The sequence below is a fragment of the Ignavibacteriales bacterium genome (assembly GCA_016214905.1).
Taxonomy (GTDB): domain Bacteria; phylum Bacteroidota; class Ignavibacteria; order UBA10030; family SZUA-254; genus PNNN01.
Genome location: JACRMQ010000007.1, coordinates 837667 through 856799, shown reverse-complemented (window position 1 = coordinate 856799; position 19133 = coordinate 837667). Strand labels below are relative to the sequence as shown.

Sequence of the window (19133 nt, the reverse complement as noted above, 5' to 3'; positions counted from 1 at the left end):
AAATCAATGATTTCAAAAATTGAGCATCCGACCCAATCGCCGGTTCAATCTCAGAAACCGGATTCAATACATATAAAGAGACAGATGCGAATAGTCGGCAGCACCACTGACTTCGACGCCCTTGAAAATGATTGGACAAAACTTTTCAACGAATCGGATGTAACAATTTATCAAAGTTATGAATGGCTTCGCACTTGGTGGAAATATTTTGTCAAACCAAATTTCAAACTTCACATATTGGTATTTTATTGCGACGATAAGATTGAAGGAATTGCTCCCTTATTTTTAGAAACGGTAAAGATAGCCGGCATTCCGGTCGCAAAGCGATTGCAATTTTTAGGAAGAGGTTTGAGCGATTATGTAAATTTCATCATCCTGCCGGGCCATGAAGATTATCTCTTCGAACGATTCGCTAACTATCTTGCATCTTCCGGTTCCGCATGGAATCTTTTCGACATAGAAGATGTAAACGAAGAAACACAAACAGTTCAACATTTTCCCCGGTTCACTGAAAAATATAGATTGAAATTAATCAAATACCAGGGGAACATCTGTCCGCAAGTATCTCTTCCAAATTCTCCGGACTTGCTCATCGAGAATATGGGATCAACTAGTAGACATAACTTTAAACGTAAAGTCAAAAAACTTCAGAGTAATTATCACACATCGATTGATCTTTACACCCGTGAAACGGATAATTTACAAAAAGCGATAGATGAATTTTCCGACATCCATGGCAAACGATGGAAAAGTCTCGGACATCCGAGTGCATTCGACAGTTCAATGCATAAGGAATTCCACCTCGAATTCTCAAAAAAATTCGCACATAATGGATGGCTCCGGATTTATATCCTCCGGATAAATAACGAACCGGTCGCGACGAGTTATGGATTTTATTTTAAGAAACGAATGTACATGTATCAAAGCAACGCATATGGTACGGAAGACGTTATGCGTTTCAGCCCGGGACTATTTTTGAGAAGTATCGTTATGGCAGACGGCATTAAAGAAAATATGGAAGTGTTCGATTATATGCGGGGCGACGAACCGTACAAATTTTCGGAATGGGAAGCCACGTTTCGAAAAAATTATCTATTACGCATTAAACCGAATAGAATTAGCAGATCACCCGGATTTTGGCTCTACCTCCTTTATGAACTCGGCGGAAAATGCCGCAATCGTGTTAAAAAAGAGTATTATGAATACCGAAGGTTCTTGCTCACTAAACCGAGGTCCATAACCGATCGAACTAAATATATATTCATGATTATGTGTAATCTTACACGACTTGGATTGAATTTCATCGGTCGTCATTCTCCGGTTGAAAAACGGAAAAATATTAACGAGATGAATCAATGACAAATTTTGTAAAATATTTTTCCAGATTGCGGATTAATCGAATTATTCATCGTCTTCGCACTCGTTTTTTTAAACCTGTTATTCTTTTGGAAACTCAATCCCCCATTTCAGGAAATATTCGGGTATCTGATCTTGGTGCCGAACGTTCTCTTACTATCGACGGCGCAACACATTCATATATCACCACCGGAATAAATTTCGGTGAGTTGAACAGAGAATACTGGGGAAGAATGTCTCGAATTCCATATTCTCTTACACCTGAACCCGACATTCTCTTGTTAGGGTTGGGGGGCGGTTCTTCTTTAGCATTAATTCAAAAAAGACTTAAACCAAAATCTATTACGGTTATTGAACGAGACCCTATCATCATCGAGATTGCAAAAAAGTATTTTTTTGTGGATAATATCTCGAACATAGAAATCAGGAACATATCGGCGAGTAAAATATTCGAACTGTTCGGTAATGAAAACAGGATATTCGACATAATTATAGATGATGTTTATAATAATGAAAACCAAATCAACTTCATCGATCAATTAAAGTTAATCCGGAAATTCAAAAATTTACTGACACCGAAAGGAATCATAATACTGAACAGAGCAATCGATAATCTTGCAGATATCGAAAAAATCAATAAATTAGTCTCAAACATCAGAACGCTCGATATGGATGTGGTTGTTAAAAATATCCGACAACGATGGTGGAATGCCATCATCTACTGCCATCCTGCTAGTAAGAGAATCCTCGAGGATATAAAGTGATAATAAAGTTAATCAATACCGTCAAAGATTTTCAAGAATTGCAACAAAAGTGGACAACTCTTCACAGCGAAGCGAACGGCACTATTTTCCAATCTTATAGATGGAATTACGAATGGTGGAAAATATATTATCAACCGAACTATGAGCTCCGGATCGTAACTTTTTGGGAGGACAATAAACTCGTTGGTCTGATTCCGTTTCATCTTGAATATTTAAGTTTAGGTGTCACAAAACTTAAAAGAATGCGGTTTATTGGAATTTACGAAACATATGGCGAGTATGCGCCTCTGATTAATCCAAATTTCGATTCAAAAATTATTGAAGCATTTAAGGAATTCTGCATTAATCAACTGCGAGCTAATGAATGCGAATTAATTTCGATGTTTCGATTTTCTCCGAAATCAAATTCGATGTTAAGTTTAATTGGCAAAATGAAAAATGTTGGTATAAAAACGAAATACGCTCCTGATTGTATTACCAGGATTATGATGCCACTGCCCAATTCGTGGGATAAATATCTTGAATCTATTTCACCAAACGAGAATCATCTCCTTCAACGGCGGATGCGTGCTCTCAACAAAGATAAAGTGGAACTCGAAGTTCTTAAAGGTGAAAATATCACCGATCAAGACTTCAGTGACTTCGTGAAATTGCATACGGTAGTTTGGGAAGAGAAAGGAATTGCCGGCTATTACTCGTCTTCCCGCTTTAAAGAATTCCACAGAACTCTTACAACGCAACATCAACTTGAAACGAACGCGCGGTTATATTTTTTCAAGAAAGACGAAAAACGATTTGCTGCAGTTCAAATATATTTTATGAACGACACATGCTGCTTTTATCTCAGTGGCATGGACCGACATCATCCGCTCGGAAATCAAAGTCCGGGCAAAGTACTCCTCAGTTTTGCTATTAAGGATGCTATCTCGGAGGGATATAAGTATTTTGATTTTCAAGGTGGGGATGAACAATACAAAATCCGATTGGGTGGCGCAGCAACATCATTTGCAAAATTTGAAATCTGGAAAAAGGGAAAAACGAGTATCAAAATAATATTATTAAATATTCTCCAATGGCTTCGCAGAACTATCTACGAAATTATTCTCGACAAATTATTAATCAGACCATTTAAAATCATCTTCAGGAAAATATTACAATAGATAATTATTATTTTCAATAATGGTAGAAGAGACTCAAAATACAACCGTCCGCCGAGAAACGCCGAATATAAAACTCATCGATAACATTGACGATTTAAAAAACTGGCGGGATGATTGGAATAATTTAGTTCTACATTCAGCAACTCCATCTCTGTTCATCTCATACGAATGGTTGATTACTTGGTGGCAATGCCATAAAAATGATAAACTTAAACTTTTTGTTCTCATGGTGGTTAAGAACGATGAGCTTATTGGAATCGCACCATTAATGAAAATACGGCATAATATTTTCGGTTTTGGTTGGAACTCGATCGAGTTTATCTCAATGATGAGCCATGCATACTCCCCGACTAATTGCTCGGGTATGTTGGATATTATCTCAACATCGGCAAACTCCCCGATCGTTGTTGATGCAATTATTGAATATTTAAAGTTCCGGAACCGTGAATGGAGTTACGCGCGCCTAAATCCAATACCGCACGATAGCATAACGATCAGCTCCGTGGCCAATATCGCCGGGAAAACATTTTATAGATATCACCAACGAAATGTTTTTTCAGGAGCTACCATTTACATAGTAAATTCATGGGATCAGTACAACAAAGGGCTAATGAATAATCTTTATAATAACATCGTCAGTGCGGAACGAAAGCTGATGAAGCTCGGGGAAATAGAGATAAAGGAGATGACGTCATCACCGGAATTCGACAAATGGTATGACGATATTTTATCTATCGAACGGAGAAGCTGGAAATGGTCTCGAGGTGTTCGGATAAATGAAAAGGTTTTTAAAAATTTTTATAAACAAATAGCCGAGCAAGCATCGGTTAATGGCTGGCTTCGGTTGTGGTTTCTTTTTTTAGACGGCAAAGCAATTGCTTATGATTTCGCAATCGATCATAATAATAAAATTACAGGTTTAAAAAGCAGCTTCGACGATGAATATCGTAAATACAGCCCTGGCAACATATTAAAACTTCATTCTTTCAAAAAATATTTTGAAGAAAATAAAAGCAGTATCGACTTACTTTGGGGAGATCTTTACTCGAAGAGAAATTGGACAAATCATTATCAGCAATTCGATGAAATATTCATTTTCAATGATTACATATTTTCTAAAATATTATATCACCTCCATCATACACTTCGCATATACAATTTATTCAGATATATCCAAAGATATTCCTACTTTTATTCACGACGCATCCGTTCATTCCTAGAATGATATATGGCATTATTAATAATAAACATAATTTTGATTTCGATATTCGGTGGTTTTATGTTTTATCTTGCCGTATTAAGCTTATTGTCGCTCTTTACAAAAAAGAATAAAAATTTTACAACGAAAATTTCCAGACGATTTGCCATTGTTATACCGGCACATAACGAAGAAAATTCTATAAGACCAACTATAGAAAGTTTGTTAAAAATTGATTACCCACCCGACTTATTCAATATTATTGTCGTTGCCGATAATTGCACAGACCATACATTTGAAATCGCTTCTAGTTTAGGTGTAACTGTATTTAAGCGCAGCGACGATTTAAAACGCGGAAAAGGGTATGCACTTAGATGGTGTTTCGATATAATACTGAATCCGCCTTATACATTTGACGCAATAGCAATTGTAGATGCAGATACTGTTGTCTCATCGAATTATCTTCAAGTAATTAATTATTATTTGGAGAACGGGGCACAAGCAGTGCAGGTAAGCGATATGGTAGCTCCTCAACCCGGCGCATGGAGCTCCGAGATTACAAGGTTAGGATTTACTTTGTATAACTTTACCCGACCGCTGGGGCGTAAATTGTTCAATGGTACTGCAGGGATTCGGGGTAACGGAATGTGCTTAAAATCTGACACTCTAAGAACAGTTCCCTGGAATACCTATTCTCTCACAGAAGATTTGGAGTATGGAATAATCTTGTTATTAAACGGAATAAGCGTCGATTTCGCTCCAGAAACCACAATTTATGCTTTGATGCCATTACTGCCAAAAAATGCTGAAACACAGCGAACCAGATGGGAAAAAGGGCGATTCCCGATAATTAAACGATATTCATTCCCCCTCCTAAAAAAAGCTGTAAAATCATTATCTTTTAGATATTGTGACCTGTTTCTCGATTTAATTACTCCACCTTTTGTAAATTTATTTGGCGGTGTCTTATTGATTTGCTTTATCCACTTAATGCTGTTGATATTTGATGCACAAGATGCCTTTACTTTTTTTATGATCTGGATAATCGTTGCATTTCTTGGTATGGTGCATGTTTTTGTAGGATTAATTTCAGCACGAGCAGATAAAGATCTTTACATTACACTGTTGCATATTCCAAGATATGCTGTGTGGAAGTTAGTTTTATATTCGAAACGTTTTATAAAAAATTCAACTTCAGAATGGATACGCACCGAAAGGGAATAAAATTTTTATCGTTCCTTTCAATCCATTCATTAAGCAATTATTTACCTAAGCATTGAAAGATACATATGCACACAATATTAATGATAGAAGACGATGAGGTTCAACTAGCGTTGCAACGCTCAATCTTAATGGATGCAGGTTATAAATTATTTGCAACCGCAGACGGGCCTCAAGGCATAACAATATTTCAAAAACATAAAATTGATCTAGTACTTCTCGATCTCGGATTGGCAAGCATGAGCGGTTTAGAAGTTTTACGAGAAATACGTCGAATAGATGATAAAGCAAAAGTTATAGTGATAACCGGTTATCCATCAGTCGAATCGTCTGTAATAGCGATGAAGTATGGTGCTATCGATTACATCCAAAAACCTTTCGATGTAAAAGGATGGTTGAAACGGATTAGGGCAATTCTTGAAGATGTTAAAATATAATTTTATTTAATTAAACATGATGCATTAAATCTGATTTCATGGAAATAACTTTCAAAATAATAATACTGATAATTCTGTCAACAAGTTTAATAATTGCTCAGGTTCACCATTTTTCTATTGCACTCGTCGGCGAAAGCGAAATTCCGAAACAAACAGCCGGCGTATCTTTCTTTATAGAAATTGTTGCAAGAGACAGTGTGAATGGAATTGTTGATTCATTTATGGGGACAGTTGATGTTTCCAGTACCGGAAATTTACTTGATGGAAACGGAATTACAGATCCATTCATAGCGGGCGTACTGGCATCCCATGAAGTAAAATTTTCGAATATCGGATTATTCGAATTCACTGTTACACAAACATCCGGAACTGCTGTAGGTACGAGCAATACATTTATTGTTCAGGCAGGAACGCCGGTAGTATTACAAGTCGAGTCGGCTATCGATGGAACCGGGATCATAATCCCATCGCAATCAATAACTGCAGGTGAAAATATTACACTTTATTCCATTACTCGAGATACGCTCAATAATTTCGTCGCAAATATACGTGGTGCAACCTGGACTGTGGAAACATTATCGGGTGATGTTCAAACGAGTGATCTTGTGATAAATGGTGACAGTTCCGCTGCAATATTCACAGGACATCTAACCGGCAGTGGAAAAATTCATGCTACAGCCAATGATGTTGCAGGTATACCTTCCGGAAACATTACAGTTGTCTCTGGAGCGGCATCCAATCTTATCTTTTTACAACAACCAACTAATGGTATTGCTGGAACAATTCTGTCTCCTTCTCCAATTGTTAGGATTACAGACACGTTCGGGAACTATGTATATTCATCGGGGAGAGAGATAACTTTGACTATTCCACCAACTCAAGGAACACTCATAGGAACCTCAACCAAAACCAGCGATTCAACCGGACAAACAATATTCGCTGATTTACAGATTAATTCATTCGGTAAAAAGGTTTTGTTTGCATCAGCCGATTCGTTGACAACCGCAATCGGAGATACATTTCAGCTTAATCCACTCATTATCAATGCAAGCGCGGCAAACCATGGAACAATTACACCGAACGGTGTTATCCAACTGCTGTACGGTTCCGTTCAAACATTTTTTATAACACCAGATACAGGTTATCACACAGACAGTATCACAGTAGATGGTATCCGAACAGATTCAATCTCCAGTTATACATTTATCAACATAACAGATAATCATTCAATAGAGGCATTTTTCTCAATCAACTCATATACAATCAATGCAGTAGCAGATGCGAACGGAACTATTTCTCCGGCCGGCTCGTTAGTTTTTAATTATGGGAGTTCTCAATCATATTCTATGATCGCTGATTTTGGATATCACATTGATAGTGTTTTCGTAGACGGACTGTTTGTTGGTTCGCTTGCAATTTATATTTTTGATAATATTAACACCGACCATAATATTCGTGTGACTTTCGAAGCAGATATCCCGGTTGTCAACTCGAAGATCTTTTTGCAAGGAGCGTACAATTCGGGCGCCATGACGACGCTGCTTAACACAATTCTTCCCAACACCCAACCATATAATCGTTCACCATGGAACTACAATGGACCAGAATTTTCATCGTCAATTCCGAGCGGTGTAGTTGATTGGATTCTTGTTGAGTTGAGAACCGGACCTCAATCTTCCACACGGGTAGCTATACGAGCAGGATTCGTAAAATCGGATGGAACAATAGTGGAATCGGACGGAATTTCACTTCTTGCATTCCCAACAGTTTTAATCGGAAATTATTATATTATCTTGCATCATCGAAACCATCTATCGATAATGTCCTCATTCCCAGTAAATTTAACGGCATCGAGCGCACTATATGATTTTACAACGAATATTTCACAATTTTACGGTGGCTCGGCTGCAGCATTAAGTGGCGGGAAATACGGAATGTACAGCGGTGATTCTTCACACGATGGATTTATAGACAGTGATGATTTCATGGGTCCGGACAACAACATGTTCAAGAGTGGTTACCGAGATGCCGATCACAGTTTAGATGGTTTTATAGATTCGGACGATTTCATGAGTCCGGATAACAATATGTTTAAAAGTTCACAGGTACCAAGCTAAATAAGAAAACGGAACCTTCGGATATTATTATCGAGGTATAAAAATTATGAAAACGAAATTTATTTTACTGCTGACACTATTGACCGCGAGTTTTTCGTTGGCACAGACACCAACTTATAATTTGATTTTAAAGAATGATACGCTGGTTAACGATACAACTTATGAATTTGATGTTTTTATGGAGCGTACAGGTATAACTGAGTTAGAATTAGCAACAATCTCACCAATAATGAGGTTTAATACCGCGATAAGCTCAGGCACTTTAACATTTACGATCAATACCGGATCGTCTCAATTAAATTCATCTCAACAGCCCACTTCACTTTCAATCGTTGGAAATGAATTACAGATTGCGCCACGAACCCCACCCGGTGTCGGTAACGGAACAATTATATCAACCCCTCCCGGATTAAGAATAGGAAGATTTCGGATCACCAGTAGCGTTGCTTTTTCTGACCAGAAAGCCAACATCATTTGGAAGAATTCCAGCGCGCTTCCCATCACCAAGGTAAATGCATACGAGATTTCTGATCTCAACGTAAACATAACAGATTCAACCGGACACCTAAGTCAATTAAATAACGGATCATTATCACCCTTAGGTATTTCCAGTACGTCACCAAGACCGAATGGGATACCGGGTGCACTTTACACAGATACACTTAATGCATTCAATGGTACACCTCCTTATAACTGGATTATCAGTAGCGGATCTTTGCCTACAGGTTTATCATTTTCTTCATCAGGTATAATAAGTGGTACACCAACAACTAGTCAAACTTCGAATTTCACCGTCAGGGTGACAGACAATATATCTGCGACTGTTACAAAAAATTTCTCTATTACAATTAGTCATGGCATTCTCAATAATTTCCTCATAGAAAAACAAAGTGGCGGTACAATTGGACAACAAATAGCGGGGACACCTTTTGCAATTAAAATTACCGCAAGAGATTCTTACAACAATACCGTAACAGATTTCAACGGCACTGTTGATATTACTTCGAACGGAACAATTTCATCAGGCGGGGGGACAACGGTACCTTTCGTGAATGGAATATTGTCTTCACATTCAGTAACTATCACAAATGCTTCAAATACCATATCCCTTACAGCAATAAAAACCAGTGGTAGTGAATCCGGAACAAGCAACACATTTACTGTAACTTCCGCAATAGCTAACCGGCTAACAATTCAAACCCAACCGTCCAGCAATGCAACTGCCGGGATAATTTTTCCCGGTCAACCAGTAATCCATATTGAAGATACCTATGGGAATATTGTCACCTCCGATAATAGCAGTATAGTTGTCGCAACCGCGCAAGGCGGAATCGGAGTACTTCAGGGAACATCATCTGTAACAGCATCGGGAGGAATCGTCGCATTCTCCAATCTCTCATATAATATCGCAGAAACGATTGCATTACATTTTGCGTCGGGATCTCTCACGCCGGTAAATTCCGACAGTATCAATGTTTCTGCCAATACAGGTATAAAAGTTAGTGTTGAAACAGCCGCGGATGGAAGTGGGACAATTGTTCCGGCACAGGATTTAACCGCTGGAAATTCTATTACAGCATATTCTATCGAGCGTGATTTATATGATAATTTTGTACAGAATATTCCTTCTAGTTGGTCTTTAAAAAATATTACCGGTGGAGTTTCAACCTCAGATCTTGTCCCGGCATCAAACCAAAAAAGTTCTACATTTACAGGGCATCTGAGCGGATCGACAAAAATACAAGCATCGTCTTCCGGAAAAGATAGCACACCGAGCGGTACGATTTCCGTTACTTCAACATCAGCTAATCATCTTGTATTTGTACAGCAACCGACATCAACAACTGCAGGCTCTTTTATCTCACCGAGTATCACTGTCCAATTAAAAGATGCCTACGATAACAACGTAGCAGAGTCCGGAATTGTTGTTACCATATCGCTATCAAGCGGCAGCGGGATTCTCAGCGGCACAAAATCACGGACAACTGATGCAAACGGAGTTGCATCATTCAACGATCTTTGGATAGATCTTATTGGATCAAAAAATATTAATGCGTCCAGCGGGAGTTTAACCGATGCCACAAGCAGTACATTCTCTATCACTCACGGATCATCTGATCATCTGGTATTCGTTCAACAACCAACAAATACGATAGCCGGAGGAACAATTTCTCCAGCTGTCACGGTTCAACTGAAAGATCCGTATGAGAATGATGTCACCGCATCCGGCATTTCGATATCGCTGGAGGTTTCAAGCGGGACAGACACACTCCGAGGAACTAAAACCCGCACAACAGACGCGAACGGAGTAGCGACGTTCAGTGATTTGAATATTCGATTGATTGGCACAAAGAGTATCACTGCAACAAGCTTTGGTATTACCGGAGCAATAAGTTCACCTTTTATAATATCACCTGCAGCGGCAAATAAGATATCTGTTGAGACTATGGCAGATGGAAGCGGTGTAATTATTCCGGCACAGACAATTATATCAGGGAGTTCGTTAAGCGTATATGCTATCACCAGAGATGTTTACAACAATTTTATTTCAAATTCTATTGGATCTTGGTCACTCGACAATGTCACAGGAAGTGTCATTGGGACCGATCTCGTTCCTTTCGATGGAAACCGAGCAGCAACATTTACGGGACACGGCGCGGGAAGTGCGAATATTAAAGCTACCTCGGGAATACTGACACCGGTTTCATCCGGAACACTTACTGTTGTGGCAGGCAGTGTCCACCATCTCTCCTTCACGCGACAACCTTCGGCAACAGTGGCAGGATCGATAATATCCCCCGCAGTGACAGTTCAACTTAAAGATAATCTCGGAAATGATGTCTCAATCGAAAATGTTGCGATCACACTAAGTTTAAGTAACGGTACCGGAACTCTCAGCGGTACTTTGACTCAATTAACGAATAACAGCGGTTTGGCAAGGTTTAGTGATTTATCGATCAACAAATCAGGAACAAAAAATCTTTCTGCACAGAGCGGATCGTTGATACCGGCAGTCAGCGATGCTTTTTCAATTTCAGCCGACACACCTGTTGCAATTGCTTTCTTACAGCAACCACCATCCAATGTGGTTGCCGGAGCAACAATCAGTCCCGCAATCACGGTTCAACTCCGTGACAGTTACGATAATACCGTTCCAACAGCAGGCGAAACGATCACGCTTACACTAACGTCAGGGATCGGACCTTTACTCGGGACAACATCGAAGATAACAGATGCAAGCGGTACAGCTACATTCAGTGACCTCAGCATGCAGAAGGCCGGAGCAAAACAACTCACCGCAACAAGGACATTATTCACTCCCGTACAAAGCAATTCATTCAATGTTAATCCCGCAACGGCGACAAAAATAATCGTAGAAAGCGCACCCGATGGAAATGGAAGTATAATTACTGCCCAATCAATTGTTTCCCAGAATACATTAACTGCTTATGCAGTTAATCGTGATCTCTATGATAATTTTGTCGCGAACGATTCATCAGCCGTATGGTCATTGCAGTTTATCGTTGATAGCATAAAGCAATCGGATCTCGTATTTTCGAGTGCGTGCAATTGTGCCACGTTTACGGCGCGACTAACCGGTACTGCTCAAATCCATGTAGAAAAAATCGGCTTGACTTCCGTTAACTCAGGAACTTTAACGGTTCTTGCGGGAATGGCATCGAGATTAGTCTATCTTCAACAACCAACAGACGGTGCTGCCGGTGCAATTATATCACCTAGTGTTAGAATACAAATTTCAGATAATGCCGGTAACCCTATTTCAATATTAGGTGATACGATAACTATCTCTAAAAAAACCGGGACAGGGACTTTAAATGGTACCAAGCAACGCACAACAAATTCGTCGGGAAATGTAATTTTTAATGATCTCAGTATCGATATGCCGGGAGTTAAAACATTAGAGGCAACGCATCAATCATATTCTGCAGTCACCAGCAATCCGTTCACGCTTAGTCAATATACAATAACAGCAACAGCCGGTTCACATGGCTCTATCTCACCATCGGGAACAGTGAATCTAAATTACGGAGCAAATCAAATTTTTTATATTACACCCGAAATCGGGTACCATATTTTTGATGTTTTAGTAGATGGATCAACAGTCGGTAAGGTTTCATCCTATACATTCACGAATGTTACAGATAACCACACGATAAACGCAACGTTCGCTATCGATACACTTACTATTACAGCATCTGCCGGAGCAAACGGTACGATTAGTCCCTCTGGAACAGTTCCTGTGCTTTATGGAAGTAATCAAACGTTTACGTTCATTCCTTCAGTAGGTTATCATGTATTAAATTTTTCTGTCGATGGGGTACAAAATCCATCGTCAACATCTTATACATTCACAAATGTTACCGCGAACCATACGATTTCTGTTACGTTTGTGCCCGATTCGCTGACAATCACTGCTTCTGCCGGTGCGAATGGAACGATCACTCCATCGGGGAATGTACTAGTCGGTTACGCAACGAATCAACTCTTCACTATTACACCCGATACCGGTTATCACGTTGTAAATGTTTTAATTGACGGCAGTCCTATTGGCGCGCAAACAAATTATACCTTTACAAATGTTGTGACAAATCATTCGATCAGTGCCTCGTTTGCCATTGACACTCTGACAATTACAGCAACGGCTGGTGCTCACGGTTTAATATCACCCATCGGAAACGTTAAAGTTCTTTTCGGATCAGACCAATCTTTTACGATTACACCCGATATCGGTTATCACATTCTTGATTTATTAGTGGATGGAATTTCGGCAGGTGTACCAACATCATACTCATTCATAAATGTGCGGAGCAACCATTCCATCTCCGTGTCATTTGGCATCAATACTTACACAATAACCGCGACTGCAGGTTCGCACGGTTCTATATCACCGAGCGGATCTGTTGCGGCAAATTACGGATCAAATAGTTCGTTCTTGATTACTCCCGATCTGGGATATCATATAAATTTTGTTACCGTTGATGGAGTCCCTGTTTCAATCGATAGTACGAACAGATACACTTTCACAAATGTCACTGCCGACCACACCATCGATGCTTCATTCACGCCAAATAACATTACCGTTACGGTGCAATCCAATCCGATAGGAATGAGCTTCACGGTAGATGGAATTTCATATTCAACAACCCAAATATTTAATTGGATTGCCGGAGAAAGCCATATCATATCAACCGACTCAATTCAACCCGGAACAACCGGAACACGTTACCTCTGGAATTCGTGGACGAATGGCACAACACTAACAAGTATAATTTCGCCGTTGGTAAATACAACGTATACCGTTAACTTTATTACTCAACGTTACCTTACTATGGTTGCAAATGACGGTGGTACTGTTACTCCACAAAGCGGATGGTTTAACCACGGACAAATAGTTACAATTACGGCATATCCAGATCCAAATTACAGCTTCAATATTTGGAGCGGAACAGCAGGTGGTTACAGCGGACGGACAAATCCGGCATCTGTAACGATGAACCAACCTATTACGGAGACTGCCAGTTTTACACGGAATCCGGTTTCAGTTACCGTTCAAACAAACCCGCAGGGCAGATCGTTTGTTTATGATGGCACAACATATTTAGTTAAACAAACATTCACAGAACAACCTGGCACAAATCATACAATAAGAATCGCGGCAACAACACAACCGGGCGGTCCCGGAATTCAATACGTTTGGAACAATTGGAGCGATGGCGGAACCGCAACACATACTGTTTTCCCATTGACCGATACAACATTCACTGCCAATTTTATCACCCAATTTTTATTGACAATGACAGCAGGCACCGGCGGAACCGTCTCACCTTTAATCGGTTACCAGGATAGCGGTGCGGCAGTTTTAATAAAAGCGATTCCAAATAAAGGTTATATTTTTAAAGGATGGACGGGAACGGGTACAGGCTCTTATAGTGGCAATCTCGATTCAACATTGATTACAATTGGTAGCCCGATGACTCAGTCTGCCGCGTTCGCACTCGATACAATGATTATTACTTCTACTGCTGGGCTTCATGGAACAATTTCACCTTCCGGTGACGTGAAGGTGGTGTACGGTTCGAGTCAATCATTCACCATAACACCTGATACATTGTATAATATTTCCGATGTTGTAGTAGACGGCAGTTCTGTTGGTGTACGAACATCCTACACATTTTTGAATGTCACAGCTCCACACACCATAGTTGCAAGCTTTACAATCAACGGATATACTATAACCGCTTCAGCGGGACCACATGGTTCAATAAATCCATCCGGACCGATTGCAGTTGATTACGGATCAACGCTCTCATTTACCATAATCCCTGATACCGGATATTATGTCGACAGTGTATTTGTAGATGGAATTCTAGTTGATTCATTAACAAGTTACACTTTCAATAATATAACATCAAACCACACGATATCAGCGAAGTTCGCACCGAATCAATTAATCATAACGGCAACGGCCGGTCTGTATGGTGCCATCTCACCATCCGGTGATGTGAATGTGAGTTACGGTTCAAGTCGTACTTTTACATTCCTCCCTGATACTGGTTATCATATTGACAGTGTGTTCATTGACGGAGTATATTACGGAACACCGGGCTTTTATACTTTCACAAATATTATCAGTACTCACACTATCAGTGTAACATTTTCTATAAATAAATTTGTTATATCTGCAACAAGCGGTTTGAACGGCACGTTGAATCCGCTCGGACCGACAATTGTCAGTTATGATGATAGTCTAGTTGTATCCATTCTACCTGATACTGGCTATCATACTACATCCGTTTTGGTAGATGCGGTAAATGTTGGAGCTATTCCTTCTTATACTTTTAGAAATATCAAAGCGAACCATACCATATCCGCGACGTTCGCAATCAATAACTATACTATCGTTTCAACCGCCGGTACTAATGGTACGATCTCTCCATCAGGAACGATAACATTACCTTATGGAAGTACGCAGAGATATTCAATCCGCCCGGGCGCCAACTATCATGTCGATAGCGTTTTAGTAGATAGTTTATATGTGGGTAATGATACAACTTATACATTTACTCAGTTGTCGTCGAATCATACCATTCGCGCTATCTTCGCGATCAACATGATCTCTGTGACCATACTGACTGTACCTGATAGTTTGTCCGTAGTCATTGATAATCTTCCATACACATCACCACAGGTGTTTTCGTGGCCTTATGGTTCAATCCACAGTATAGCCGCAACCGATACTCAAAACACGAAAATTGATACACGTTCATTGTATGTGAACTGGAGCGACGGAGGAACAAAAAGACATCAGGTTGTAATAACCCGAGATTCTACTTTTACCGCATTTTACAGACCACAATATTATTTAACTATGAGTGCCCTAACAGGCGGTTCTGTAATTCCGGCTACCAGTTGGCAGGATAGCGGCAGGTTGATATCGATCCGTGCTCTTCCTTCTCTCGGATATCAATTTGACAGATGGACAGGAGTAGGAATCGGTTCATATTCCGACACACTGAATCCTGTGAACATCTCTATGCTTTCGCCAATTTCAGAGACGGCCTCATTCAAACGGTATCTTGCGAACGTCAATATCGCAACATCACCTGCGGCACTTACGATAATTGTTGATGACACACTTTACCAGAGTCCACATCTTTTTAATTGGGCAACGGGTAGTTCGCACACGATTACCGTGGTAGATACACAGCAGGGTGCCACAGGAATTCGCTACACATGGAATACTTGGAGCGACAGTGGAGCTAAAAATCACACTGTCATACCGCTGTCTGATACAACATTCACGGCGACATTTATTACTCAATATTACTTAACAATGAATGCGAACGCTGGCGGCACTGTTACCCCCGCAAGCGGATGGTTCAATCGTTCACAAAGCGTGCAGATAACCGCAATCCCGATCACCGGTTACAATTTCACAACCTGGGCCGGGTTAGGCAGCGGATCTTACAGCGGTGCAATCAATCCCTCTGCAGTTACTATGAATTCCCCAATAACGGAAACAGCAAACTTCACCCGGAGACCTGTTCAAATCACTATTGGAACAAATCCAACCGGAAGGTCTTTCATATACAATGGAACAACATACACTGCAACTCAAACTCGCTTTGTTGATCCGGGATCGCAACTGACACTCGGCGCGCCATCTCCTCAACCCGACGCTCTACCCGATAAGCAATGGGCATGGGTAAGCTGGAGCGATAGCGGCACTCAAGCACACACTGTCTTCCCAACTACAGACACTATTTTTACGGCATTCTTCTCGCCGCAATATGCTTTAACGATGAATATTTTACCTGTAAATTCCGGCACAACAAATCCATCCGGTAAAAAATATTATTTCATCGGAGATACTGTTACCTTGTTCGCAACCCCGGCCGCAGGTTATGTTTTCACAAATTGGAGTGGGGCTATTTCAAGCACTGATAATCCGGCAAAAATAATTATTACAGGTTCCGTGAATGTAACAGCTAATTTCGGCAGAGCAGTACAAATTTCTCTCACAACTCTCCCTTCAGGAAGAAGAATCATGGTCGATGATTCAACATACACGACACCAAAAGTAATATCATGGCTGCGAGGTACCAGTCACCGCCTTTCCGCACCATCTCCACAATCGGATATTGCAGGAATACGCTATCTATTCCAGAGTTGGAACGACTTCGGTGATTCCTCCCATTATGTTACTCCATCCACCGATACAATTTACACGGCAACATTTTCAACCCAGTACTACTTGACGATGATGACTGAAGCTGGCGGGACAGTTAATCCACCGAGCGATTGGCACAAGGGAGGAGATACGGTTCAAATATCTGCCGTGGCAGATACGGATTATGTTTTCTATGAATGGCTCGGGACAGGCAATGGATCATATACCGGGAAATTAAATCCATCGGGAGTGATAATGAATGAACCGATTACTCAAGAGGCGTTGTTCAGTCATTATATCCCGCCTCCCATTCTCACTGGAATTGCAGATGGCGCGATAGATATTTCTACGTCACCAAATCTGAGTTGGATGATTTATGGAGGAGCTAATTCTTATAATCTTCAAATCTCTACCGATTCAACTTTTACTGATACGACAAAATTCATTTTGAATCAGCGCGGTATCATCGATACATCAGTTCAAATATCTTCACTTGCCAATGCTCGTCTTTACTTCTGGCGTGTCAGTGTAAAATCGGGAATCGATGAGAGCCGCTTTACACTTCCGAGAAGATTCACAACTGTTGGTGCTACGATTGCCGTAGTAACTCCACCCGTTACATGGGCAACCACATTTACATATCCGATTTCATGGACCAGCAGTCCCACGTTGACAGGTAATATAAATATCAAATTGTCTATCGACAGCGGAAAATCATTCCGACTGATAAAGGAAAATTTAATTAACAATGGATTAACGTCAGTCACATTGCCCGATACGCTTGCAACAACATCGATCGATAGTTGCCGGTTGAGAGTGGAATCGTTCCTGAACAACGCTATTGTTGGAGAAAGCAATATCTTCTCAATAGTTTCCGGTAGATTGCCCGCCACAGTTCGTCTTTCTACCACCATTCCATTCGCACCCGAACCGCTTTCTTCAATCCAATACCGGTTATTCAGTGTGCCGGGTATTGTTGATACACTGAGAGTCGGGATTTATCCGTTCGGTGTCCCCAGAATCGATTGGAGAATGTTCTCCGATAACGGAAATGCTGAAAATTATCTCATCGAATTATCTCTGAATTCTTACTTAAAAACGGGAGAAGGATACTGGCTGCTGAAGAAAGGTGAATTTTATCTGCCGCAATTCGATATGTTAACACCAACACTCAACTCCGATGCTTCTTATAATATTCAGATTCACAGCGGATGGAATATAATCGGAAATCCTTTCGACAAGAATATTGCGTGGCAATCTGTGATTGATGCAAACAGTCTGCCCGCTTCAACAAAGTTATATTCGTACACCGGCTCATACATCGAAAAACTCGCATTGGAACCATTTAAAGGTTATTACTTCTTTAATAGTTCAAACCTCACATCGCTGAAATTTCCATACCCGTTCGGCAGAATCAATGTGACACCGAAAATCATTCCAACACTCTGGAGTGTAAAGTTGAATTACGAATCCGATCTCAACCATGATACGGAAAATTATTTAGGCATCGCGCCGATTGCCAAACAAGGTATGGATATGTTGGATGGAAGAAAACCTCCTCTCTTTTTAGATCAGGGATTCCTATATTTCCCGCGGCCCGTATGGGATGAAACGTTCCAAAGGTTCAGTTCTGATTTCAGACCGGAAATCGGTCAGGGACAAACATGGGATTTCGAAGTTGCTAACCCACGGAAATCTCTTGGTAAAATCGGATTCGACGGAATAGATAACATCCCGGGAGATTATCGAGTTATTTTGATCAATCTATGGAACAGCACACCGTTCGATCTCAGGAAGCAACCTACATATTCGTTCCTCAGTGTGATTGAAAAGATGCAGTTTAAAATTGTAATAGGCACTGAAGAATATATCGAAAGCGAAATCGATAAAGTTTTGCCGAAGGAATTTGAGTTGGTTCAGAACTTCCCGAATCCGTTTAACAGTTCCACATCGCTCAGCGTAAAACTTCCGCGCGACGCGAACGTAAAATTGAATATTTATAACTCTCTTGGACAGCTTGTGAAAACAATTGCAGAAGGGGCGTACACGGCAGGCATTCACACATTCGTATGGGATGGAACCGATGCCTCGGGATCGATAACATCGTCTGGCGTTTATTTCTACCGCTTGCTCGAGGGTGCAACAATTCTTCAAACAAAGAAAATGATAATGATAAAGTAGGAACTTT

8 protein-coding genes are annotated in these 19133 nt (G+C 40.4%); all 8 read left to right on the top strand.

Annotation, left to right across the window (positions count from 1 at the left end; translation table 11 throughout):
• Positions 1-6 precede the first annotated feature (6 nt).
• The 8 genes from HZB59_10795 to HZB59_10760 all read left to right on the top strand — a co-directional run bounded on the left by HZB59_10795 (position 7) and on the right by HZB59_10760 (position 19126).
• Positions 7-1359, top strand: a complete 1353-nt coding sequence (locus HZB59_10795) for a GNAT family N-acetyltransferase (protein MBI5021912.1) — start codon at positions 7-9, stop codon at positions 1357-1359.
• Complete coding sequence (locus HZB59_10790; GenBank protein ID MBI5021911.1) at positions 1356-2120, top strand: class I SAM-dependent methyltransferase; 765 nt, start codon at positions 1356-1358, stop codon at positions 2118-2120. Before HZB59_10795 ends, HZB59_10790 begins: the two co-directional genes overlap by 4 nt.
• Positions 2117-3280 carry a GNAT family N-acetyltransferase gene (locus tag HZB59_10785; GenBank protein ID MBI5021910.1) on the top strand — a complete coding sequence of 388 codons (1164 nt, stop codon included), beginning with the start codon at positions 2117-2119 and terminating at the stop codon, positions 3278-3280. Before HZB59_10790 ends, HZB59_10785 begins: the two co-directional genes overlap by 4 nt.
• Positions 3281-3299: 19 nt before the next feature.
• Entirely contained in the window at positions 3300-4505 is a 1206-nt protein-coding gene (locus HZB59_10780) for a GNAT family N-acetyltransferase (protein ID MBI5021909.1), read from the top strand.
• 3 nt (positions 4506-4508) lie between these two features.
• Positions 4509-5702: a glycosyltransferase family 2 protein gene (locus HZB59_10775; protein MBI5021908.1), complete on the top strand. Its 1194-nt coding sequence runs from the start codon at positions 4509-4511 to the stop codon at positions 5700-5702.
• Positions 5703-5767: 65 nt separating this feature from the next.
• Positions 5768-6136, top strand: a complete 369-nt coding sequence (locus HZB59_10770; GenBank protein MBI5021907.1) for a response regulator — start codon at positions 5768-5770, stop codon at positions 6134-6136.
• 38 nt (positions 6137-6174) lie between these two features.
• Positions 6175-8253: a hypothetical protein gene (locus HZB59_10765; protein MBI5021906.1), complete on the top strand. Its 2079-nt coding sequence runs from the start codon at positions 6175-6177 to the stop codon at positions 8251-8253.
• 46 nt (positions 8254-8299) lie between these two features.
• Entirely contained in the window at positions 8300-19126 is a 10827-nt protein-coding gene (locus HZB59_10760) for a T9SS type A sorting domain-containing protein (GenBank protein ID MBI5021905.1), read from the top strand.
• Positions 19127-19133 lie beyond the last annotated feature (7 nt).

Excerpts from the sequence above, each read along its gene's own strand:
- HZB59_10795 (MBI5021912.1), top strand. The coding sequence starts at position 7 with ATGATTTCAAAAATTGAGCATCCGACCCAATCGCCGGTTCAATCTCAG.
- HZB59_10790 (MBI5021911.1), top strand. The coding sequence starts at position 1,356 with ATGACAAATTTTGTAAAATATTTTTCCAGATTGCGGATTAATCGAATT.
- HZB59_10780 (MBI5021909.1), top strand. The coding sequence starts at position 3,300 with ATGGTAGAAGAGACTCAAAATACAACCGTCCGCCGAGAAACGCCGAAT.
- HZB59_10775 (MBI5021908.1), top strand. The coding sequence starts at position 4,509 with ATGGCATTATTAATAATAAACATAATTTTGATTTCGATATTCGGTGGT.
- HZB59_10770 (MBI5021907.1), top strand. The coding sequence starts at position 5,768 with ATGCACACAATATTAATGATAGAAGACGATGAGGTTCAACTAGCGTTG.
- HZB59_10765 (MBI5021906.1), top strand. The coding sequence starts at position 6,175 with ATGGAAATAACTTTCAAAATAATAATACTGATAATTCTGTCAACAAGT.
- HZB59_10760 (MBI5021905.1), top strand. The coding sequence starts at position 8,300 with ATGAAAACGAAATTTATTTTACTGCTGACACTATTGACCGCGAGTTTT.